The sequence below is a fragment of the Streptomyces mangrovisoli genome (assembly GCF_000974985.2).
GTDB classification, from domain to species: Bacteria; Actinomycetota; Actinomycetes; order Streptomycetales; family Streptomycetaceae; genus Streptomyces; species Streptomyces mangrovisoli.
This window is the reverse complement of sequence record NZ_LAVA02000058.1, coordinates 194,710-211,732: the sequence shown is the minus strand read 5'-3', so window position 1 is coordinate 211,732 and position 17,023 is coordinate 194,710. Positions and strand designations below refer to the sequence as shown.

Sequence of the window (17,023 nt, the reverse complement as noted above, 5' to 3'; positions counted from 1 at the left end):
GTTCGGTACCGGGTGGGGAGGCCGCGGTGGGGCCGGCCTCGGGTGGGGAGGGGTCGGTGGGGCGGGCCTCGGGTGGGGAGGGGTCGGTGGGGCGGGTCTCCGGCGGATCGGGGTCGGTGGGGCGGGTGCCGGCCGCGGCGCGCAGCAGGGCGTCCAGCCGGTCCCTGGCCCGCGGTTCCAGCCTCGCGCTGTGGAGGTGGTGCAGCCCCCGGGCCGTCAGCCGCTCGATCCTGTCCTCCACCGTGTGCCGTGCCCCGGTGGTCTCGAACGCCTCGCGCACGGTGGCGAGTTCGAGTTCGGAGGCGTCCCTGAGCCCGAGCGTGTGACGCAGCGCGGCGAGCGCCTGCGTATCGCCCGAGGACTCCGCCCGCGCCCGAGTGACGGCGGCGAGCCAGGTGGGCTTGCCGCTGCGGATGTCACCGCCGGCGGGCTTGCCCGTGTCGCGGGGGTCGCCGAACGCGTCCAGGAGGTCGTCCCGCAGCTGGAAGGCCAGCCCGACGCAGCGGCCGGCCGCGCTCAGCGCCCGCGCGGTGGCGGGGTCGGCGTCGGCGAGAGCCGCCCCGAGCGCGAGCGGCCGCTCGACCGAGTACAGGGCGCTCTTGAGACAGGCGGCCCGGACGGCGCGGCCGAGGGAGCGCGCCGACGTGGCCTCGCCCTGCACGTCCAGGTACTGCCCGGCCACCATCTCCAGGCGCATGGCGCTCCACAGCTCGCGCACGCGCCGTGCGGTCGCCGGTGGCAGCTCGGTCTCCGCGACGATGTCGTCCGCCCAGGCCAGGGCCAGGTCGCCGGCCAGGATCGCGGCCGCCTCGCCGAGCCGGGCGCCGCGCCGGGTGCCGTATCGGGTGTCTGGCCGGGTGTCGTGTCGCGGGCCGGTGCCCGCGTCGACCGCGTGCTCGTACTGCGCGGCGACGTCGACATGCAGCGTCGGCCGTCCGCGCCGCAGGAGGGCGTCGTCCATCACGTCGTCGTGGACCAGGGCACAGGTCTGGATGAGTTCGAGGGCCGCGCCGATCCGCAGCGCGGCGCCCGCCCGCGCGGGTTCGTCGCCACCGCCACACGCGCGCAGGGCCCACCACACGAGGCGGGAGCGGCTGAACTTGCCGCCCTGCTCCGTGAAACGGGCGACGCGCTCCGCCAGGTCCGCGGCGAAGAGCGGATCGACGGCCCGGGCCGCGGCCAGGCGTTCGTCGAGCAGGCCGCCGAGGACGCCGCGCACGGCAAGGGTGACGTCGGCGTCCACGGCGGCCGGGGCGTGTTCGTCGTGCGGGCCGTCACCGTCCGGGGTGTGCGGGGCTCGGCCGTCGTCGTCCGGGGTGTGCGGGGCGCGGCCGTCGTCGGCGGGCCGTCGCGGCGGGGTGGGGGAGCCCTGGGCCGGGGTGGCGGAGTCGTGGGCCGGCGTGGGGGAGCCCTGGGCGGAGGGCGGGTGCTCGCGCGTACGCCGGTCCGCCAGGTGGTCCTTTGCCACGGTCGGGCTCATGCCGGTTCCCCTCGTCGAGATCGTCGAGATCCTCGCGGCGCCCGGGTTCGGGGCTCGCGTCGTCGTGACCGGTTCGGCCGGGGCGGCGGTGACGGATGCGGTGCCGTACGGAAAGCGTGGGAGGAAGCGGCGGGGGCGGGTCGGCCCGCCCGGGACGGCGGTTGCCAGCCACCGGCTGCGGTTCCGGTAGCGGTTGCGGCTGCGGTGTCGGGGGTCGGTGGCCGTGCCGGAGCCGGGTGTTTCGATGCAGAGACGATGCGAGTTGTCCACGGCCGCATCGCGTCCGCACGGTGGAGGGGTCGCAGTCGCTCTCAGCGACGTACGGGACCAGCGGAGGAGCAGCCATGACGACCGCCCAGCAGACCCGCGCGGACCTCCACGACACCGCCGTGCCCGGTGCGAGGGCGAGCGCGCCGACGAACGGGTCGGTGGGTGAGCCGAAGGGTGCGGCGTCGGCGGCGGGGGCCACGGAGGACGGCGCCGAGCTCGTCGACGGGTTCCTCGCCGGGGACGAGGCCTGCCTCGCGGCCGTGCATCGGCGCTGGGGTCCGCTCGTGCACGCCCTCGCCCGGCGTTCGCTGGGGGACGCGAGGGAGGCGGAGGACGTCACCCAGCTGGTGTTCTTCGCCGCCTGGCGGGGCCGCGCCGGCTTCGTCCCGGAACGCGGCACGCTGCCGGGATGGCTCGTCGGCATCGCCCGCCGGAAGATCGCCGACGCGCTGTCGGCCCGGACCCGTCGGACCGAGCTGGTCGCCGCGGCGGGTGCCAGGCTGCTGGTCACGGCCCCCGACCGGGAGGTGCGGCCGGAGGCCGCCATCGACCGTGTCCTGCTCGCCGACGAACTCTCCCGGCTCCCCGCGCCGCAGCGCCGGGTGCTCAACCTCGCCTTCTACGACGACCTCACGCAGACCCAGATCGCCGAGGTCACCGGCTGGCCCCTGGGCACGGTCAAGAGCCATGCCCGCCGCGGACTGCACCGTCTGGCGGACCGGCTCACCGAGGCGGACCTCGCCGAGTGCGCAGCGTGACAACGACGCACGGTCGATGCGATTCCTTTGGCCGGACCTGGGGCCGGGCCGGGCGACCCGCACCCGGACCTGGACCCGGGCCCGGGCGACCCGCCCGCCACGGGGTATCCGCGGCGCCACCGACGTCGTAGGACACCCGTTTGCCGCATGCCGGGTGGCCTGCCGCATCCGAACGGGTGCCGCACCCGGAATGGTCCTCACGGATGCGGCAGCCGTGGTCGATGCGGATACGAGTGCGGGTGCGGATGCGGGAAGCCGTGGCCGGTGCGGAAGCCGGTGCGGAAGCCGGTGCGGAAGCCGGTGCGGCAGTGGGCGCGGGAGAGGGAGTGGGTCGGTCGTGCTGGAGGCGGACGTCGCCATCGTCGGGGCAGGGGCCGCGGGGCTGTCCCTGGCCCACCGGCTCGCCCGTCCCGCCGCCGGCTCACGCCTGCTGTCCGTCGTCCTGGTGGACGCGCCGCCGGGGCCGCTCCGCCCGCCCCGGCGCACCTGGTGCTTCTGGGAGACCGGCCGGGGCCGGTACGACGCCGCCGTCACCCGGTCCTGGCGCAGGCTGCGCGTCCATCGCGCCACGGGTGAGCCGATCGACGGCGACATTGCGCCCCTGCGCTACAAGATGATCCGCTCGGCCGACTTCGAGGACCTGATCGCGGGCGACCTGGAGCGCAGCGGACGGGTCCGACGGCTGGAGGCGACGGTCGAGGACATCGAGGGACTCCCGCGCGGCGCGCGCGTCCACGCCCGCACCCCCGAGGGCCGCCCCGACGGCGTGCGGGCCCGCTGGGTGTTCGACTCCCGCCCGCTGGGCAGCCTCCCCGCCGCGCGCACCACCCTCCTCCAGCACTTCCACGGCTGGTTCGTCCGCACCCGCGGTCCGGCCTTCGACCCGGACCGCGCGGAACTCATGGACTTCCGTACGGCCCAGCCCCCCAAGGGCCTCTCCTTCGGCTACGTCCTGCCCACCGGCCCACGGCAGGCCCTGGTGGAGTACACGGAGTTCTCCCCGGCGGTGCTGTCGGCGGACGCGTACGAGAAGGCACTGCGCCACTACACCGGCACGGTGCTCGGGCTGGCGGACTTCGAGGTGACCGGTACCGAGACCGGGGTCATCCCGATGACCGACGCCCCGTTCGCCCGCCAGACGGGCCAGTCGATCTTCCGCATCGGCGCGGCGGGCGGGGCCACCCGGCCCTCGACCGGCTACACCTTCGCCGGTGCGCAGCGCCAGACCGCCGCCGTCGCGGACGCCCTGCTCCGGGGCCGCCGCCCGGTCCCGCCGCAGCCGCATTCCGTGCGGTCGCGCGCCATGGACGCCGTACTGCTGCACGCGCTCGACAGCGGACTGGTCGACGGCGCCGCGTTCTTCTCCCAGCTGTTCGCCCGCGTCCCCATGGCACGGCTGCTGCGCTTCCTGGACGGGAGGACCCGGCTGCACGAAGAGCTGTCCATCGGACTGCGCACCCCCGTCCTGCCGATGCTCCAGGCCGCGGCGGAGCTGCCCACGCTGCCCCGCCGCCCCTTTCCCTGACCCGCGCTCGCCGACCCGGCCGCCCGCCGCGAACCACGCGGCTCGACCACCCCATCCCACCTGGAGGCAGCATGACCCTGCTGCGTGACGCGGACCTCGCCGCCGCGTTCGACCATGCTGCGGCGAGCTACGACACGCTGGTGGCCGCCAACCCCGGCTACCACTCCCATCTGCGGCGCTCCGCGCGCCGGCTCGGCCTGCCGTACCCGGGGACCGGGCTGCGGGTGCTGGACCTCGGCTGCGGCACCGGCGCCTCGACCGCCGCCCTGCGTGCCGTGCTGCCCGACGCCGACATCACGGCGGTGGACGCGTCCGCCGGGATGCTGCGACGGGCGAGGGACAAGACGTGGGACCCACGGGTCAGGTTCGTGCACGCCTCGGCGGAGGGCCTCGCGGAGGCGGGCGTGGAGGGCCCCTTCGACGCGGTGTTCGCCGCCTACCTCTTCCGCAACGTGGCGGACCCCGACGCCGTACTGGCCGCCGTACACGACCTGTCGGCCCCGCACGGTCGGCTCGCCGTGCACGAGTACACGCTGAGCGGACGCCCGCTCGACCGCGCCGTCTGGACGACCGTCTGCCGGGGGCTCGTACTGCCGGTCGCCCGTGCGCTGGGCGACGGCGACCTGTACCGCCATCTCTGGCGCAGCGTCGTCGAGTTCGACACCGTGGACGTCTTCACGGAGCGGGTGCGCGCCGCCGGGTTCGACCGGGTGCGGGCGCTGCCGCTGCCCGGCTGGCAGACGGGTGTCACGCACACGGTCGTGGGGTGCCGCGCCGACGCACCCGCCCCGGCCTCCTGGCTCAACTCCCTTACCGGCGAACGATCTCGTCCCGGAGGTGGGCGATGACCGGCTTCGTCGCGGTACCGGCCCGCCCCGGACGGGACCGGCAGGCCGTGTATCTGCCCCCGCCCCCCGGGACGCCGCGCCTGAGCGGCCCGGCGCGCAGGACCGCCGTCGTGGGCGGCGGCATCGCGGGCCTCGCGGCCGCGACCGCGCTGGCCGAACGCGGCGTCGACGTCACGCTCTACGAGAGCGAGTCCTACCTGGGCGGCCGGGTCGGCGGCTGGACGACCGACCTGCAGGACGGCTCGACGATGACGATGAGTCGCGGCTTCCACGCGTTCTTCCGCCAGTACTACAACCTGCGCGCCCTGTTGCGCCGCGCCGACCCCCGTCTGGACTGCCTCACCGCCCTGCCCGACTACCCGCTGCGGCACAGCAACGGCCGTCACGACAGCTTCCGCAGGGTCCCGCGCACCCCGCCGCTGAGCGCCGTCGGCTTCGTGGCGCTCAGCCGTTCCTTCCGCTCACGCGATCTGCTGCACATGAACCCGCTGGCCGCGCTGCCCCTGCTGGACGTGCAAGTGCCCGGCGTCTACACACAATTCGACGACGTGAGCGCCTACGAACACCTGGAGATCCTCCGATTCCCGCGCGCCGCGAGGCACTTGGCGTTCGAGGTCTTCTCGCGCAGCTTCTTCTCCGACCCGAGCCACCTGTCGGCGGCGGAGATGATCCTGATGTTCCACATCTACTTCCTCGGCTCCGCCGAGGGCCTGTTGTTCGACGTGCCCAACGCCCCTTTCCCGAAGGCCCTGTGGAACCCCCTCGCCGCCTACCTGCTCCGGCAGGGCGCCACCCTCCACACCTCGACACCGATCGAGTCCGTGTCCCCGGCGGGCGACGGCACGTTCACGGTGACCACCTCCGCCGCGGGGGGCCGGGCGGCGCGCTACGACGCGGTCGTTCTGGCCCTGGACACCCGGGGGTTGCGCACCCTGGTGAACCGCTCGCCCCGACTCGGCGACGCCGGCTGGCGCGAGCGCGTCGCGCAGCTCCGTCCCGCCCCGCCCTTCCTCGTCTCGCGCCTGTGGCTGGACCGTCCGGTCGCCCCCGGCCGCCCCGGCTTCCTGGGCACGGCGGGCTACGGCTCGCTGGACAACGTCAGCGTTCTGGAGCGCTGGGAGGATGAGGCGGCCCACTGGGCGGCCCGCACCGGCGGCTCCGTCGTGGAACTGCACGGATACGCACTGCCGGAGCACGCGGACCGCGAGGCCGAGGCGAAGCGCCTCGTCGAACAGCTGGCCCGGGTCTATCCGGAGACCGGCGCCGCACGCATCGTCGACGCGCGCCACGAATTGCGGGCGGACTGCCCCCTGTTCCCCGTCGGCGGGTACGACGACCGTCCGGAGGTACGCACCGCGCACCCGGGCCTGGTGCTCGCGGGCGACCTCGTCCGCACCGACCTCCCGGTCGCCCTGATGGAACGCGCGGCCACCAGCGGCTTCCTGGCCGCGAACGCCCTCCTGAACCAGTGGGGCACCCGCGGCCACCCCCTGTGGACGGTCCCCACCCGAGGCCGCAACGCCGCGCTCAGAACCCTGGCGCGCCGCGCACCGGGCCGCCGCGCGGAACGCAGTTGAGAGTCGGGACGCCATCGGCTTGGCTGGGGCGATGTCCGAACTCCGTTTTCAGCAGCCGTGCGACGAGGCCGCCCTCGCCGACTGGCAACATGTCCACAACGTGATCATCCCGACCCACCCGCTGTCACTGGACGACGTACGGGAACGCGCCGGGCGCAACCACCTGGAAGTGGCCTACCTGGGCGACGAGCTCGTGGGGTGCACCACCGTGCGCCCGCCGGTCGACGAGACGCGGACGGCCACCGTGATCGCGCGGGTGTTGGCCCCGCACCGGGGGCGCGGGTTCGGTGCGGAGCTGTACGGGCGGGGGTTGGACCGGGCGCGGGAGCTGGGGGCCGACGTCGTCGAGACCGTCGTCCTGTCCTCCAACGACGACGGGCTGCGGTTCGCGCTGAAGCGCGGATTCGTCGAGATCGAGCGCTACTTGTTGCCCGGCGACACGATTCCCTGGATCGACCTGCGGCTGCCCCCTCGGTGACGAGTGCGCGGGTTCGCCGCGGTGACGGTCCACGGCTTCCCCTCGGTGACGGGCCAGGCAGGGCACGGGGGTGTCCCGGCGACACCCCTGTCCCGCCGCAGCCCTGCGGAGCAGTCCCGCCGTAGCCCGACGAGCAGCCCTGCCGTAGCCCGACGGAGCAGTCCTGCCGTAGCCCTGCCACTCGGACGGGAGCGTGGGCCGTTCGGGGGGCCGCCGGGCAGGACTGGGGTGCGACCACGGTGCGAAGGCCCCGGGATTGGGGTTGTCTGAGCCACCGAAGAAGCGTCACGCCGCCACGCCGAAGGGCTGAGCCATGACCACGCCGATCCCCGTCTACTTCATCCACGGGCTGTGGCTCCACAGCGCCTCCTGGCAGCCGTGGGTCGACCTCTTCCGCGAGGAGGGCTACGACCCCTCGGCCCCGGCCTGGCCCGGCGACCCCGACACCGTCGCCGAGGCCCGGGAGAATCCCGAGAGCATCGCGGACCACGGCATCGACGACGTCGTGGAGCACTACGCGGCGCTGATCGCCGAACTGCCCGCACCGCCCGTCCTGATCGGTCACTCCTTCGGCGGAATGATCGCGCAGAAGCTGCTCGGCCAGGACCGCGCCGCCGCGGCCGTCGCGATCGACGCCGCGCAGATCAAGGGCGTACTGCCGCTGCCGCTGTCCGCGCTCCGGGCCACCCTCCCGGTGTTCAGGAACCCCGCCAACAAGCGCCGCGCGGTGTCGCTGACCGCCGAGCAGTTCCGGTTCGCCTTCGGCAACGCGATCTCCGAGGAGGAGTCCGACGCCCTGTACGAGCAGTGGACCATCCCCGCCCCCGGAAAGCCGCTCTACGAGGCGGCCGCGGCCAACTTCAACCCGCACTCCCCGGCGAAGGTCGCCACCGACAACTCCGGGCGGGGCCCGCTGCTGCTGATCTCGGGCGGCAAGGACCACACCGTCCCCGAGACCGTCACCCGGGCCACCCTCAAGCAGTACCGGCACTCCGACGCCGTCACCGACATCATCGGCTTCCCCGACCGCGGGCACTCCCTGACCATCGACAGCGGCTGGCGCGAGGTCGCCGACACGGTCCTGACCTGGCTGGGCCGGCAGAACCTGGGGGCCGCCCGATGACCGCGCCCGCCTCCGGCCCCGCCGCCTTCGACCTCGGCCTGGACGGCCGGACCGCCGTGGTCACCGGAGCGGGGCGCGGCATCGGCCTGGCGATCGTCGAGGCTCTCCTCGGAGCGGGCGCCCGCGTCGTGGCGGGTTCACGGAGTCGTAGCGACGGTCTCGACGCACTGATCAAGAGTGGCGCCCAACTCGCCGTCGTGGAAAGGGATCTGACGGAGCCCGACGCGCCGGCCGCGCTCGTCGCCGAGGCGGTCGCCCTGCACGGCGGCCTCGACGTGCTGGTGAACAACGTCGGCGCGGTCCGCCCGCGGGTCGACGGCTTCCAGGCCGTGTCCGACGACGACTGGGACTGGGCGCTCACGATCAACTTCCTGGCCGCCGTACGGGCCACCCGCGCCGCCCTGCCCCACCTGGTCGCGTCCGGCGACGGACGGATCGTGACCGTCTCCTCCGTCAACGCCCGTCTGCCCGACCCGCTGGTCATCGACTACAGCGCCGCCAAAGCCGCCCTGACGAACTTCTGCAAGGCCCTCTCCAAGCAGGTCGGGCCGCAGGGCGTCCGGATCAACACGGTGAGTCCCGGGCCGGTCGAGACCGATCTGTGGAAGGGCGCGGGCGGGGTCGCCGACACCGTGGGGCAGTCGCTGGGCGTCGATCCGGGCGAGGTGGCCCGCAACGCCGCCGGTGCGGCGGCCACGGGCCGCTTCAGCAGGCCCGCCGAGGTCGCCGACCTCGTGCTCTACCTGGCGAGCCGACGCTCGGGAAACATCACCGGCGCGGACTTCCTGGTTGACGGGGGGATGATCGACGCCCTCTGATCTACGCGCTCTGATCTACGCGCTCCGATCGACGCCGGACGGGCGACTCCCGTTGGCGACCGGCGAGCGGTCGGCCCCCGCGACGCGCGGCGGCCGACCGTTTGCTCGGGACCCGCCGCGGCTCGGCACACGGTGCCCCCGATGGTGGCGAAGCGAGCTGCGCGCTTCCTGATCTTCCGCTCGGACGTGCCCCGCCGGGCAGTATCCTGACCTTCCAGACAGACCGGGTCCGGGGACCCGGCTGATGGGGGGATCGTGGAGCTCGTCGGTCGGGACGATCAGCTGGATCTGTTGCGCCGGCTGCTGGCCGAGCCGCGTGGCCGCGGCACCGCGGTGCTGGTCCGCGGGGCGCCCGGCATCGGGAAGACCGCGCTGCTCGCCGAGACCGCCGCCCTCGCCGAAGGGTTCGGCCATCAAGTCCTGCGCACCAGCGGCGCCGAGGCCGAGAGCGACATCCCCTACGCCGGTCTGCAACTCGTCCTGCGCCCGCTGGCCGCGGGAGCCGCCCAGCTCGCCGCGCCGCACCGGCAGGCCCTGGACACGGCCCTCGGTCATGCCGAGGCCGGCGTCCCCGACGTCTTCCTCGTCGGCCTGGCGGTGCTCAACCTCCTGGCCGACGCGGCCGCCGCCGCGCCGGTGGTGGTCCTGGTCGACGACGTCCAGTGGCTCGACGACGCCACCGCCTGCGTCCTCGCCTTCGTGGCCCGCCGGATCGCCGGTGAACCGGTGCTCATCGTGGGCGCCGCACGCGACGGCTACCGGTCGCGGCTGCACTCCGACGAGGTCACCTCGGTGCCCCTCGGCCCGCTCACCGACGGCCAGGCCGCCCAACTCCTCGCGGACCACGCCCCGCACCTGCGCCCGACCGCGCATCGTCGGCTGCTGGCCGAGGCCGCCGGGAACCCGTTGGCGCTGACCGAGCTCCCCCGCGCCCTCGACGCGTCGGCCGACCCGCACGTCTCTCGCCTCCCCCTCACCGAGCGGCTCGAACGGGCCTTCACCGACCGCCTGGAGACCCTGCCCGACATCACTCGAGGCCTGTTGCGGATCGCCGTCCTCGACGACAGCCCGTCGCTCGCGGAGATCTGCCGCGCGACCCGCCTGCTCACGGGCCTGCCGGCCGGAACGGCCGACCTCGAACCGGCCGTTCCGGCCCGGCTCGTCCAAGTCGTGGGCAACGAAGTGCGGTTCGAGCATCCGCTGATCCGTTCGGCGATCCATCAGACGATGCCCACCGGCGTGCGCCACGCCGCGCACGCCGCCCTCGCCGCCGTCCTCGACGACCAGCCGGACCGCCAACTGCGGCACCGGGCCGCCGCGGCGGACGATCCGCGGGAGCCGGTCGCCGCCGCCCTGGAGGACGCCGCGCACCGGGCCGCACGCCGAGGCGGCATCGCGGCGGCCGTCACCGCCCTCGAACAGGCCGCCGCGCTCAGCGAGATCGCCGACCGCCGGGCGGAACGGCTGCTGCGCGCGGCGGACTTCGCCGTCGAGCTCGGCCGCCCCGAGACCGTGACCCGGCTGCTCGACCAGGCGCTCACCGGACCGCTCTCGCGACGGCAGCACGCCACGGTCGTCTGGCTCCGCGGCAGCTTCGACGAGGGGCTGCACAGCCACGCCTCGGGCGCCAACTCGCTCACCGCGCTCGCCGAGGAGATGGCCGCGCAGGACCGCGCGCTGGCGCTGCGGATCCTGTGGAGCGCCGCGCAGTTGTGCTTCTGGTCCGACCCGGGCCCCGAGGGGCGGCGCAGGGTTCTGCGGGCCGTGGAGCGGATGGAGCTGGACGAACTCGATCCGTGGCGGCTGGCCATCTGCGCCTACGCCGCCCCCGTCGAACGCGGCGGCTACGTCCTGGCCCGTGCCCGGCAGGTCGCCCTGAAGGAGGGCGACGACGGCCGCGCCTACCGCATGCTCAGCACCGCCTCGCTCCTCGTCGGCGGCTTCGACCTGGCCCGGGAGTTCTCGGCGGCCGGGGGTGTGCCGCTGCGGGCCCAGGGCCGGCTGGGGCTGCTGGCCCGGACCGTCGGCGCGGACGCGTGGAGCGCCCTGGTGGTGGGCGACCTGGGCGCGGCGATCGCCGCGACCGAGGAGTCCCGGAGACTGGCGCGCGAGACCAGCCAGACGATGATGTACGCGCTGATGACCGCGACCGCCGCCAAGCTGGCGGCGCTGCGCGGTGAGGAGGAGTCCGCACGGGAACTGGCCGAGGAGGCCGAGGGGATCGGGTTGCCGGCCGGGGCGCGGCCGGTGCTGGCCACGGCGTCGATGGCCCGCGGGCTGGCCGCGCTGGGCGCCGGACGGTTCGAGGAGGCCTTCGGCCATCTCCGGCGGCTGCACGATCCCGCGGATCCCGCGTTCCAGGTCGCGTTGCGGCTCACGGCCCTGGGCGATCTCGTCGACGCGGCCACGCACTGCGGGCGGCTGGACGCCGTACGGCCGGTCGTGGCGGAACTGGAGCAGGTCGCGACGGTGACCTCCGCCCCCGTGCTCCACGCCGAACTGCGCCTGGTGCGGGCGCTGTCGGCCGCCGACGAGGACGCCGACCCGCTCTTCGCGGCCGCGTTGCGGGCCGACCTCGGGGCCTGGCCGCTGATCAGGGCCCGTACCCGTCTGGCGTACGGCGAGTGGCTGCGGCGCCGGCGGCGCAGCGTCGAGTCCCGCGACCATCTCCGCGCCGCCCGCGACATGTTCGACGCGCTCGGGGCGATCCCCTGGGGCGAGCGGGCCCGCCGGGAGCTGCGCGCCGCGGGCGAGACGAGTCGCCGCCGGACTCCGGACGCGCGGGACCGCCTCACCGCGCACGAGTTGCAGATCGTCCAGCTCGCGGCCGACGGGCTGACGAACCGGGAGATAGGGCAGCGGCTGTATCTGTCGCACCGCACGGTCAGTTCGCACCTGCACCGGATCTTTCCCAAGCTGGGCGTGGTGTCGCGGGCGGAGCTGCGGGCGGTGGTGCACGCGCTGCGGTAGCCCTGCCGGGCGGTGGGCGCTTTTGCGCAGTTCCCCGCGCCCCTGGGGGGGCTGGCCCCGTGGGTCCCTGCGGGTCGGTGGGGGGGATCGCGCAGTTCCCCGCGCCCCTGGAGGGAAGCGATCATGCAGCTCTCACAGTTCTCCGCGGGTCGGTGGGGGGTTGGTCGCGCAGTTCCCCGCGCCCCTGAGGGGGTGGGCCTGAGGGGGTGGTTCCCCGCGCCCCTGAGGGGTCGGGGCTGACGGGGTTGTTCGCGTATCCCCGCGGATCTGAGGAGGGGCTGGGGCACGCACCTCAGGGGCGCGGGGAACTGCGCGAACGGGCCCCCACCGGCCCGCACGCGCTCGACCACCGTCACATGACGCTCGCTTCCACCTCGCCGGTGCTCCTACCGTTCCCGGGGTCAAGGACGTCCGCGGACGAGGGGGAGGCGCGTCCCATGGAGTGGTACGGCGTCCAGCCCGGCGCACGCCGGCCGCCGATGGTCGGCCGGCACGCCGAACGCGCAGCCGTCGACCGGCTGCTCGACGCGGTGCGCGACGGCTTCAGCGGAACGCTCGTCCTGACCGGCGAACCCGGCATCGGCAAGACCCGGCTGCTGGAGTACGCCGCGGCCCGTGCCCACGAACTCCGCGTGGTCCGGCTGACCGCGGTCGAACCGGAGACCGGCCTCGGATACGGCGCACTGCACCGCCTGCTGCGGCCGTTCCTGAGCCGCGCCGACCGGCTGACCGGGCCGCAGCGGGCCGCGCTCGACGCCGCCCTGGGCCTGCTGCCGGGACCGCCCGCGGACCGCTACCTGGTCGGGCTGGCCACGCTGACCCTGCTGTCCGACGCCGCCGCCGACCAGCCCCTGCTGTTCCTCGTCGACGACGCCCACTGGCTGGACCGGGAGTCCGCCGAGGCGCTCGCCTTCACCGCCCGCCGACTGTACGCCGACTCCCTCGGCATGGTCTTCGCCGTCCGCGACGGACACGGGGAGGACGGCCTGTTCGACGCGCTGGAGGTACAGGTCGTGACGGGGCTGCCCGAGCCGGAGGCCGACGCCCTGCTCTCCACCGTCCCCCGCCGTGTGGACGCGGACGTGGCCGCCCGGATCGTCGTCGGCACCGGCGGCAATCCGCTCGCGCTGCTGGAGCTGGCCGACGCCCTCACCGCCGAGCAGCTCTCCGGTGTCGCCCCGCTGCCCGACCCGCTGCCGGTCGGCCGGCTGCTCGAGAGCCACTTCCAGCGCCTGATCAGCGCCCTGCCGCCCGCGACCGGAACACTGGTGCTGCTGCTCGCGGCGGCCCCCTCGGACGACACCGCGCTGATGTGGCGGGCCGCGGGGCGGCTCGGCCTGGCCGCCCGCGCCGCCCGGCCGGCGGTCGCCGCGGGAATCCTCTGCCGGGACACGCCGACCGCCTTCCGGCATCGGCTGATCCGTTCGGCGGTCTACGCCGGTGCGGCACCCGCCGAGCGCCGCCGGACGCACGCGGCCCTGGCCGCCGCCTGCGACGCCGTACGGGACGCCGATCGCCGCGCCTGGCACCGGGCCGAGGCCGCCGAGGGGGCCGACGACGGCGTGGCCGACGACCTGGCGGCCGCCTCCGAACGGGCCCGCTCCCGCGGCGGCTACTCCCAGCAGGCCCTGTTCCTCGCGCGGGCCGCCGAACTCACCGCCGCCCCGGGCACACGGGCCGAGCGGCTGCTCGACGCGGCGCAGGCCCATCTGATGTCGGGCGACGCGTCGGCGGCCCGGACCGCGCTGGACCTCGCGGGGGGCGACCTCCGGGGCCCGGTGATGCGCACGCGCGAGCTGCGGATGCGGGCGACCGCGCAGATGTTCCAGATCGCCGTCGCCGACGTCCCCGCGATGCTGATGCACGCCGTGGCCGGGCTCGGGCCCGAGGACCCGCGGCTGACCTGGGAGCTGCTCTGCGAGGCGCTGCACGCCGCGCTGGTCGCCCACGACCGTACTCGCGGTGTGTCGCCGGCCGAGGTCGCGGCCGCCGCCGTTGCCGCGCGACCCGACCCGGACCTGGTCCCGCACGGACGTGACCTGCTGATGGAGGGCCTGGCCCGGCGGGCGGCCGAGGGCTTCGAGCGGGGCGCGCCCCTGCTGCGTACGGCGCTGGACGCGCTGCGGGGCGGCGCCGGGACCGGGGGCGCGAGCAGCCCCTTCGCGGTGATGGTGTCCATGGCCTGCGACGATCTGTGGGACGTGCGGGCCGAGCGGGACATCACCGAACGCCTGGCGGCGGCCGACCGCGACGCCGGCGCGCTCTACGCGCTGAGCATGACCCTGCTCGTCGCGGCGCGCTGCGATCTGTGGGACGGGCGGTTCGAGGAAGCGGAGGTCCGCTACGCCGAGTTCGACGACATCGCGGCCGACACCGGCTTTCCCGGCGGGGGAGACATCAACCGGCTCCATCTGTTCGCCCTGACCGGCCGGGAGGCCGAACTGCGGGCGGCGGCGCGGCGGATCGCGGAGCTGCACGACATCGGCCACGGCCTGCTCCAGCTGCTGGCGCGGCACGCGCTGACCGTGTTCGAGCTGGGGCGCGGCCGCTACCGGCAGGCGGCCGGGCACGCGCGGGCGGTGTTCGAGGCGGACCCACCGGCCTGCGGCAACCTCGTGCTGCCGCTGCTCATCGAGGCGGGCGTGCGCACCGGCGACCGGGCCGGCGTGGGCCGGGCCGTGGCCCGGCTGGAGGAACGCGCGCCGCTCGCGGGTACCCCCTGGGCCCTCGGTACCCTCGCCCTCGGCCGTGCGCTGACCGCCGACGGCGACGACGCCGAGAAGTTCTACCGGGAGTCGGCCGAGCTGCTGGAGCAGGCTCCGCTCGCTCTCGAACTCGCCCGTTCCCGGATCCTGTTCGGCGAATGGCTACGACGTCGCAGGCGGCGCTCGGATGCCAGGAGGCAGCTGCGCGCCGCGTACGAGAGCTTCGACGCCTTCGGCGCGCTGCCGTACGCCGAGCGGGCCCGGACCGAACTGCTGGCCACCGGCGAGACGGCCCGCAGACGGACGCCGGAGACCAGGTCCGATCTCACGCCGCGGGAACGGCAGGTCGCGTCCATGGCCGCTGCGGGGCTGACGAACGGGGAGATCGCGACCCGGTTGTTCGTCACGGCCTCGACCGTCGAGTTCCATCTCAACAAGGTCTTCCGCAAGCTCGACATCACCTCCCGCCGCCAGATCCCGTACGCGATCGGTGAACCGGGGGCGGGCCCCGGTGCGGGCCGCGGCCGCGGGTGACGACGCGTGGCATCTGCGGGTCGGCCGGATCGCCGAAACCTTCGGACGTGGGCCGTGATCCGCCTCAGATGTGTGCCCTGATCTGCCGCACCGGATGCCCGAGCGCGGTGGCCACCGCGGCCAGGTCGGCGTCGTCGAGCCATGCGCGTTCGGGGTTCCACAGGGCGATCTCGAAGCGGGCGAAACCGCAGGGCCAGTCGTAGTCCAGTGCGTCGAGCGAGGTCGTGCCGGCGCAACAGGGCACGACCACCGTCAGGGTCGGGAACCCGCCGTCCTCGTCGCCGGCGGCGTCGAGCAGGTCGTGCCATGTGTCGAGGTCGAGCACGGCACCGCAGTGGGGGCAGCCGATCCGCTCCAGGTTGCTGCCGCAGTCCACGAACGTGACCGTGTCGTGCCAGGTGACGTCGATGTCGAGGTCCAGGAGCTGGGTGCCGTCGGCAGCCGGGTCCGTGGCCGGTTCCATGGCCAGGTGCGCGGCGAGCGCGGTGGCCCGGCCGGCCGATGCCCGATCGGGCTGCCACTCGGGGTCGGTCGGTATGACCGACAGGACATCGTCACTCACGGGCTCGCTCGATTCGCCGGTCCCGAGCGTCCGTTCGATCGGGTGCCGCGATCCTACGGCCTCAGCGGCGAGCGAGATCCGGCCACGGCGCCGCCGTCGCGGACGGGTGTTCCTGGGGCTTGCGTGTTTCCTGTGACGCCTGGGGTCGCGGGGGTTCTGCCGAATCGTTCCTTCCAGTCTGGTGCGGAGCGGGACGGCGTGAAACCGGACGTCGGCGGTACGGTTCGGCCCGGGGTTCGAGGGCGCTCCGAGGGGGGTTCGAGTGCGGTTCCGGCGATCCGGGCTTGTGAATATACGGACTAGCTGGTTTGGTTTGGTGGGGGTGTGTGGCTGTCCGGTGGTGACTGCGGAGGTGGGGTAGGTGGCTCAGCAAGAACGTGCGATTCGGACCCGGCGTGTGATCGTCGAAGCCGCGGCGTCGGTGTTCGACGAGCGCGGGTACGAGGCGGCGACGATCGGGGAGATCCTCGCGCGGTCGGGGGTGACCAAGGGCGCGCTGTACTTCCACTTCCCGTCGAAGCAGGCGCTGGCCGAGGGCGTGCTGAACGAGCAACTCGCCGTCCTGCTCCTGCCGTCGAGGGTGTGCAAGCTGCAGGAGCTGGTGGATCTCGGGTTGCTGACGGCGTATCGGATGCGTCGGCATCCGGTGGTGAGTGCGGCGGCGAAGCTGTCGCTGGAGCACGGGATGCGGGCGCAGTTCGGCACGCACCTGGTGACCGCGTGGATCGACACGACCGAGAAGCTGCTGCGCGAGGCCCAGGAGCAGGGGGAGTTGCTCCCGGGCGTGGACTGCGCGGAGAGCGCCTGGCTGTTCTCGGGGGCGTGGACGGGTGTGCAGATCTACTCGCACATCCTGGTGGAACGGCGTGACCTGGAGGAGCGGATCGCGGCCCTGTTCCGGCATCTGCTGCCCGCGGTGGCGGTCCCGGCGGTGCTCGGCCGGCTGGTGATCAGCGCGGAGCGTGCGGCGGAACTGGGCGAGGAGAACGAGGAGTACGCGGCACGGCTGACCCGCGAGGGTGCGGGGGAGGAGCCGGTGGCGGCCGGCTGACCGCCCCTCGTGTCCCCGCCCCCGACGGCGGCTCCACCCCGGAGCCGCCGTCCGTCGTTGCCGGTGCCTCGAACTCGCCCTCGGGGTCCGGTGCTCGCGGTCATCTCGGCTCCCTGTCCCGAGGATGGCGTGCGGCCCCTGCGCGGACGGCCCGAACCGTCGTGCGGCACCGAGTCGCCATCGACTATCAGTGATCTATCGACAACTATCGTTATCGATCACTAAGGCTACGTCAAGTGCCCGCGGTCGGCGTGTGCGGGCAGCCTGACCAGGCGCCCGGCGCCAGGTTCAAAATCCCAGTTGAGACGCCAAGGCTCGATGATC

General features: G+C 74.5%; 13 protein-coding genes. 11 read left to right on the top strand and 2 right to left on the bottom strand.

Annotation, left to right across the window (positions count from 1 at the left end; translation table 11 throughout):
• The coding region (locus WN71_RS24455) for a polyprenyl synthetase family protein (RefSeq protein ID WP_079178071.1) at positions 1-1,480 on the bottom strand (1,480 nt) is incomplete at its 3' end.
• Between WN71_RS24455 and WN71_RS24450 the strand changes: the two genes are divergently transcribed.
• From WN71_RS24450 to WN71_RS24405, 10 genes are all read left to right on the top strand, one after another.
• The gene (locus WN71_RS24450; RefSeq protein ID WP_046592224.1) at positions 1,479-1,670 is read left to right on the top strand and encodes a hypothetical protein; all 192 of its coding nucleotides are present in this window, start codon (positions 1,479-1,481) and stop codon (positions 1,668-1,670) included. The two genes, WN71_RS24455 and WN71_RS24450, sit on opposite strands and share 2 nt — an antisense overlap.
• Before the next feature lie 154 nt (positions 1,671-1,824).
• The gene (locus WN71_RS24445) at positions 1,825-2,508 is read left to right on the top strand and encodes an RNA polymerase sigma factor (protein ID WP_079178070.1); all 684 of its coding nucleotides are present in this window, start codon (positions 1,825-1,827) and stop codon (positions 2,506-2,508) included.
• Between the two features lie 337 nt (positions 2,509-2,845).
• The gene (locus WN71_RS24440) at positions 2,846-4,033 is read left to right on the top strand and encodes a lycopene cyclase family protein (RefSeq protein ID WP_046592225.1); all 1,188 of its coding nucleotides are present in this window, start codon (positions 2,846-2,848) and stop codon (positions 4,031-4,033) included.
• A 71-nt stretch (positions 4,034-4,104) separates the two neighbouring features.
• Entirely contained in the window at positions 4,105-4,881 is a 777-nt protein-coding gene (locus WN71_RS24435; protein ID WP_046592226.1) for a class I SAM-dependent methyltransferase, read from the top strand.
• Positions 4,878-6,458: an FAD-dependent oxidoreductase gene (locus WN71_RS24430; RefSeq protein ID WP_046592227.1), complete on the top strand. Its 1,581-nt coding sequence runs from the start codon at positions 4,878-4,880 to the stop codon at positions 6,456-6,458. Before WN71_RS24435 ends, WN71_RS24430 begins: the two co-directional genes overlap by 4 nt.
• 31 nt (positions 6,459-6,489) lie before the next feature.
• Positions 6,490-6,936 carry a GNAT family N-acetyltransferase gene (locus WN71_RS24425; protein WP_046592228.1) on the top strand — a complete coding sequence of 149 codons (447 nt, stop codon included), beginning with the start codon at positions 6,490-6,492 and terminating at the stop codon, positions 6,934-6,936.
• A 313-nt stretch (positions 6,937-7,249) separates the two neighbouring features.
• Entirely contained in the window at positions 7,250-8,059 is an 810-nt protein-coding gene (locus WN71_RS24420; RefSeq protein WP_046592229.1) for an alpha/beta hydrolase, read from the top strand.
• Positions 8,056-8,877: an SDR family NAD(P)-dependent oxidoreductase gene (locus WN71_RS24415; protein WP_046592230.1), complete on the top strand. Its 822-nt coding sequence runs from the start codon at positions 8,056-8,058 to the stop codon at positions 8,875-8,877. Before WN71_RS24420 ends, WN71_RS24415 begins: the two co-directional genes overlap by 4 nt.
• A 255-nt stretch (positions 8,878-9,132) precedes the next feature.
• On the top strand, positions 9,133-11,847 hold the full coding sequence (locus tag WN71_RS24410) for an AAA family ATPase (protein WP_046592231.1): 2,715 nt from the start codon (positions 9,133-9,135) through the stop codon (positions 11,845-11,847).
• Between the two features lie 437 nt (positions 11,848-12,284).
• A complete protein-coding gene (locus WN71_RS24405) occupies positions 12,285-15,086 on the top strand; it encodes a helix-turn-helix transcriptional regulator (RefSeq protein WP_240529741.1) in 2,802 nt (933 codons plus the stop codon).
• 64 nt (positions 15,087-15,150) lie between these two features.
• Here the strand turns inward: WN71_RS24405 and WN71_RS24400 are convergent, their stop codons facing one another.
• On the bottom strand, positions 15,151-15,648 hold the full coding sequence (locus WN71_RS24400; RefSeq protein ID WP_046592232.1) for a hypothetical protein: 498 nt from the start codon (positions 15,646-15,648) through the stop codon (positions 15,151-15,153).
• A 361-nt stretch (positions 15,649-16,009) separates the two neighbouring features.
• Between WN71_RS24400 and WN71_RS24395 the strand changes: the two genes are divergently transcribed.
• On the top strand, positions 16,010-16,699 hold the full coding sequence (locus WN71_RS24395; RefSeq protein ID WP_046592233.1) for a ScbR family autoregulator-binding transcription factor: 690 nt from the start codon (positions 16,010-16,012) through the stop codon (positions 16,697-16,699).
• The last annotated feature ends 324 nt before the right edge of the window (positions 16,700-17,023 follow it).

Bases quoted from the DNA above. Each gene is read 5' to 3' on its own strand.
- WN71_RS24450 (WP_046592224.1), top strand. From the start codon at position 1,479: ATGCCGGTTCCCCTCGTCGAGATCGTCGAGATCCTCGCGGCGCCCGGG.
- WN71_RS24445 (WP_079178070.1), top strand. From the start codon at position 1,825: ATGACGACCGCCCAGCAGACCCGCGCGGACCTCCACGACACCGCCGTG.
- WN71_RS24435 (WP_046592226.1), top strand. From the start codon at position 4,105: ATGACCCTGCTGCGTGACGCGGACCTCGCCGCCGCGTTCGACCATGCT.
- WN71_RS24430 (WP_046592227.1), top strand. From the start codon at position 4,878: ATGACCGGCTTCGTCGCGGTACCGGCCCGCCCCGGACGGGACCGGCAG.
- WN71_RS24425 (WP_046592228.1), top strand. From the start codon at position 6,490: ATGTCCGAACTCCGTTTTCAGCAGCCGTGCGACGAGGCCGCCCTCGCC.
- WN71_RS24420 (WP_046592229.1), top strand. From the start codon at position 7,250: ATGACCACGCCGATCCCCGTCTACTTCATCCACGGGCTGTGGCTCCAC.
- WN71_RS24415 (WP_046592230.1), top strand. From the start codon at position 8,056: ATGACCGCGCCCGCCTCCGGCCCCGCCGCCTTCGACCTCGGCCTGGAC.
- WN71_RS24405 (WP_240529741.1), top strand. From the start codon at position 12,285: ATGGAGTGGTACGGCGTCCAGCCCGGCGCACGCCGGCCGCCGATGGTC.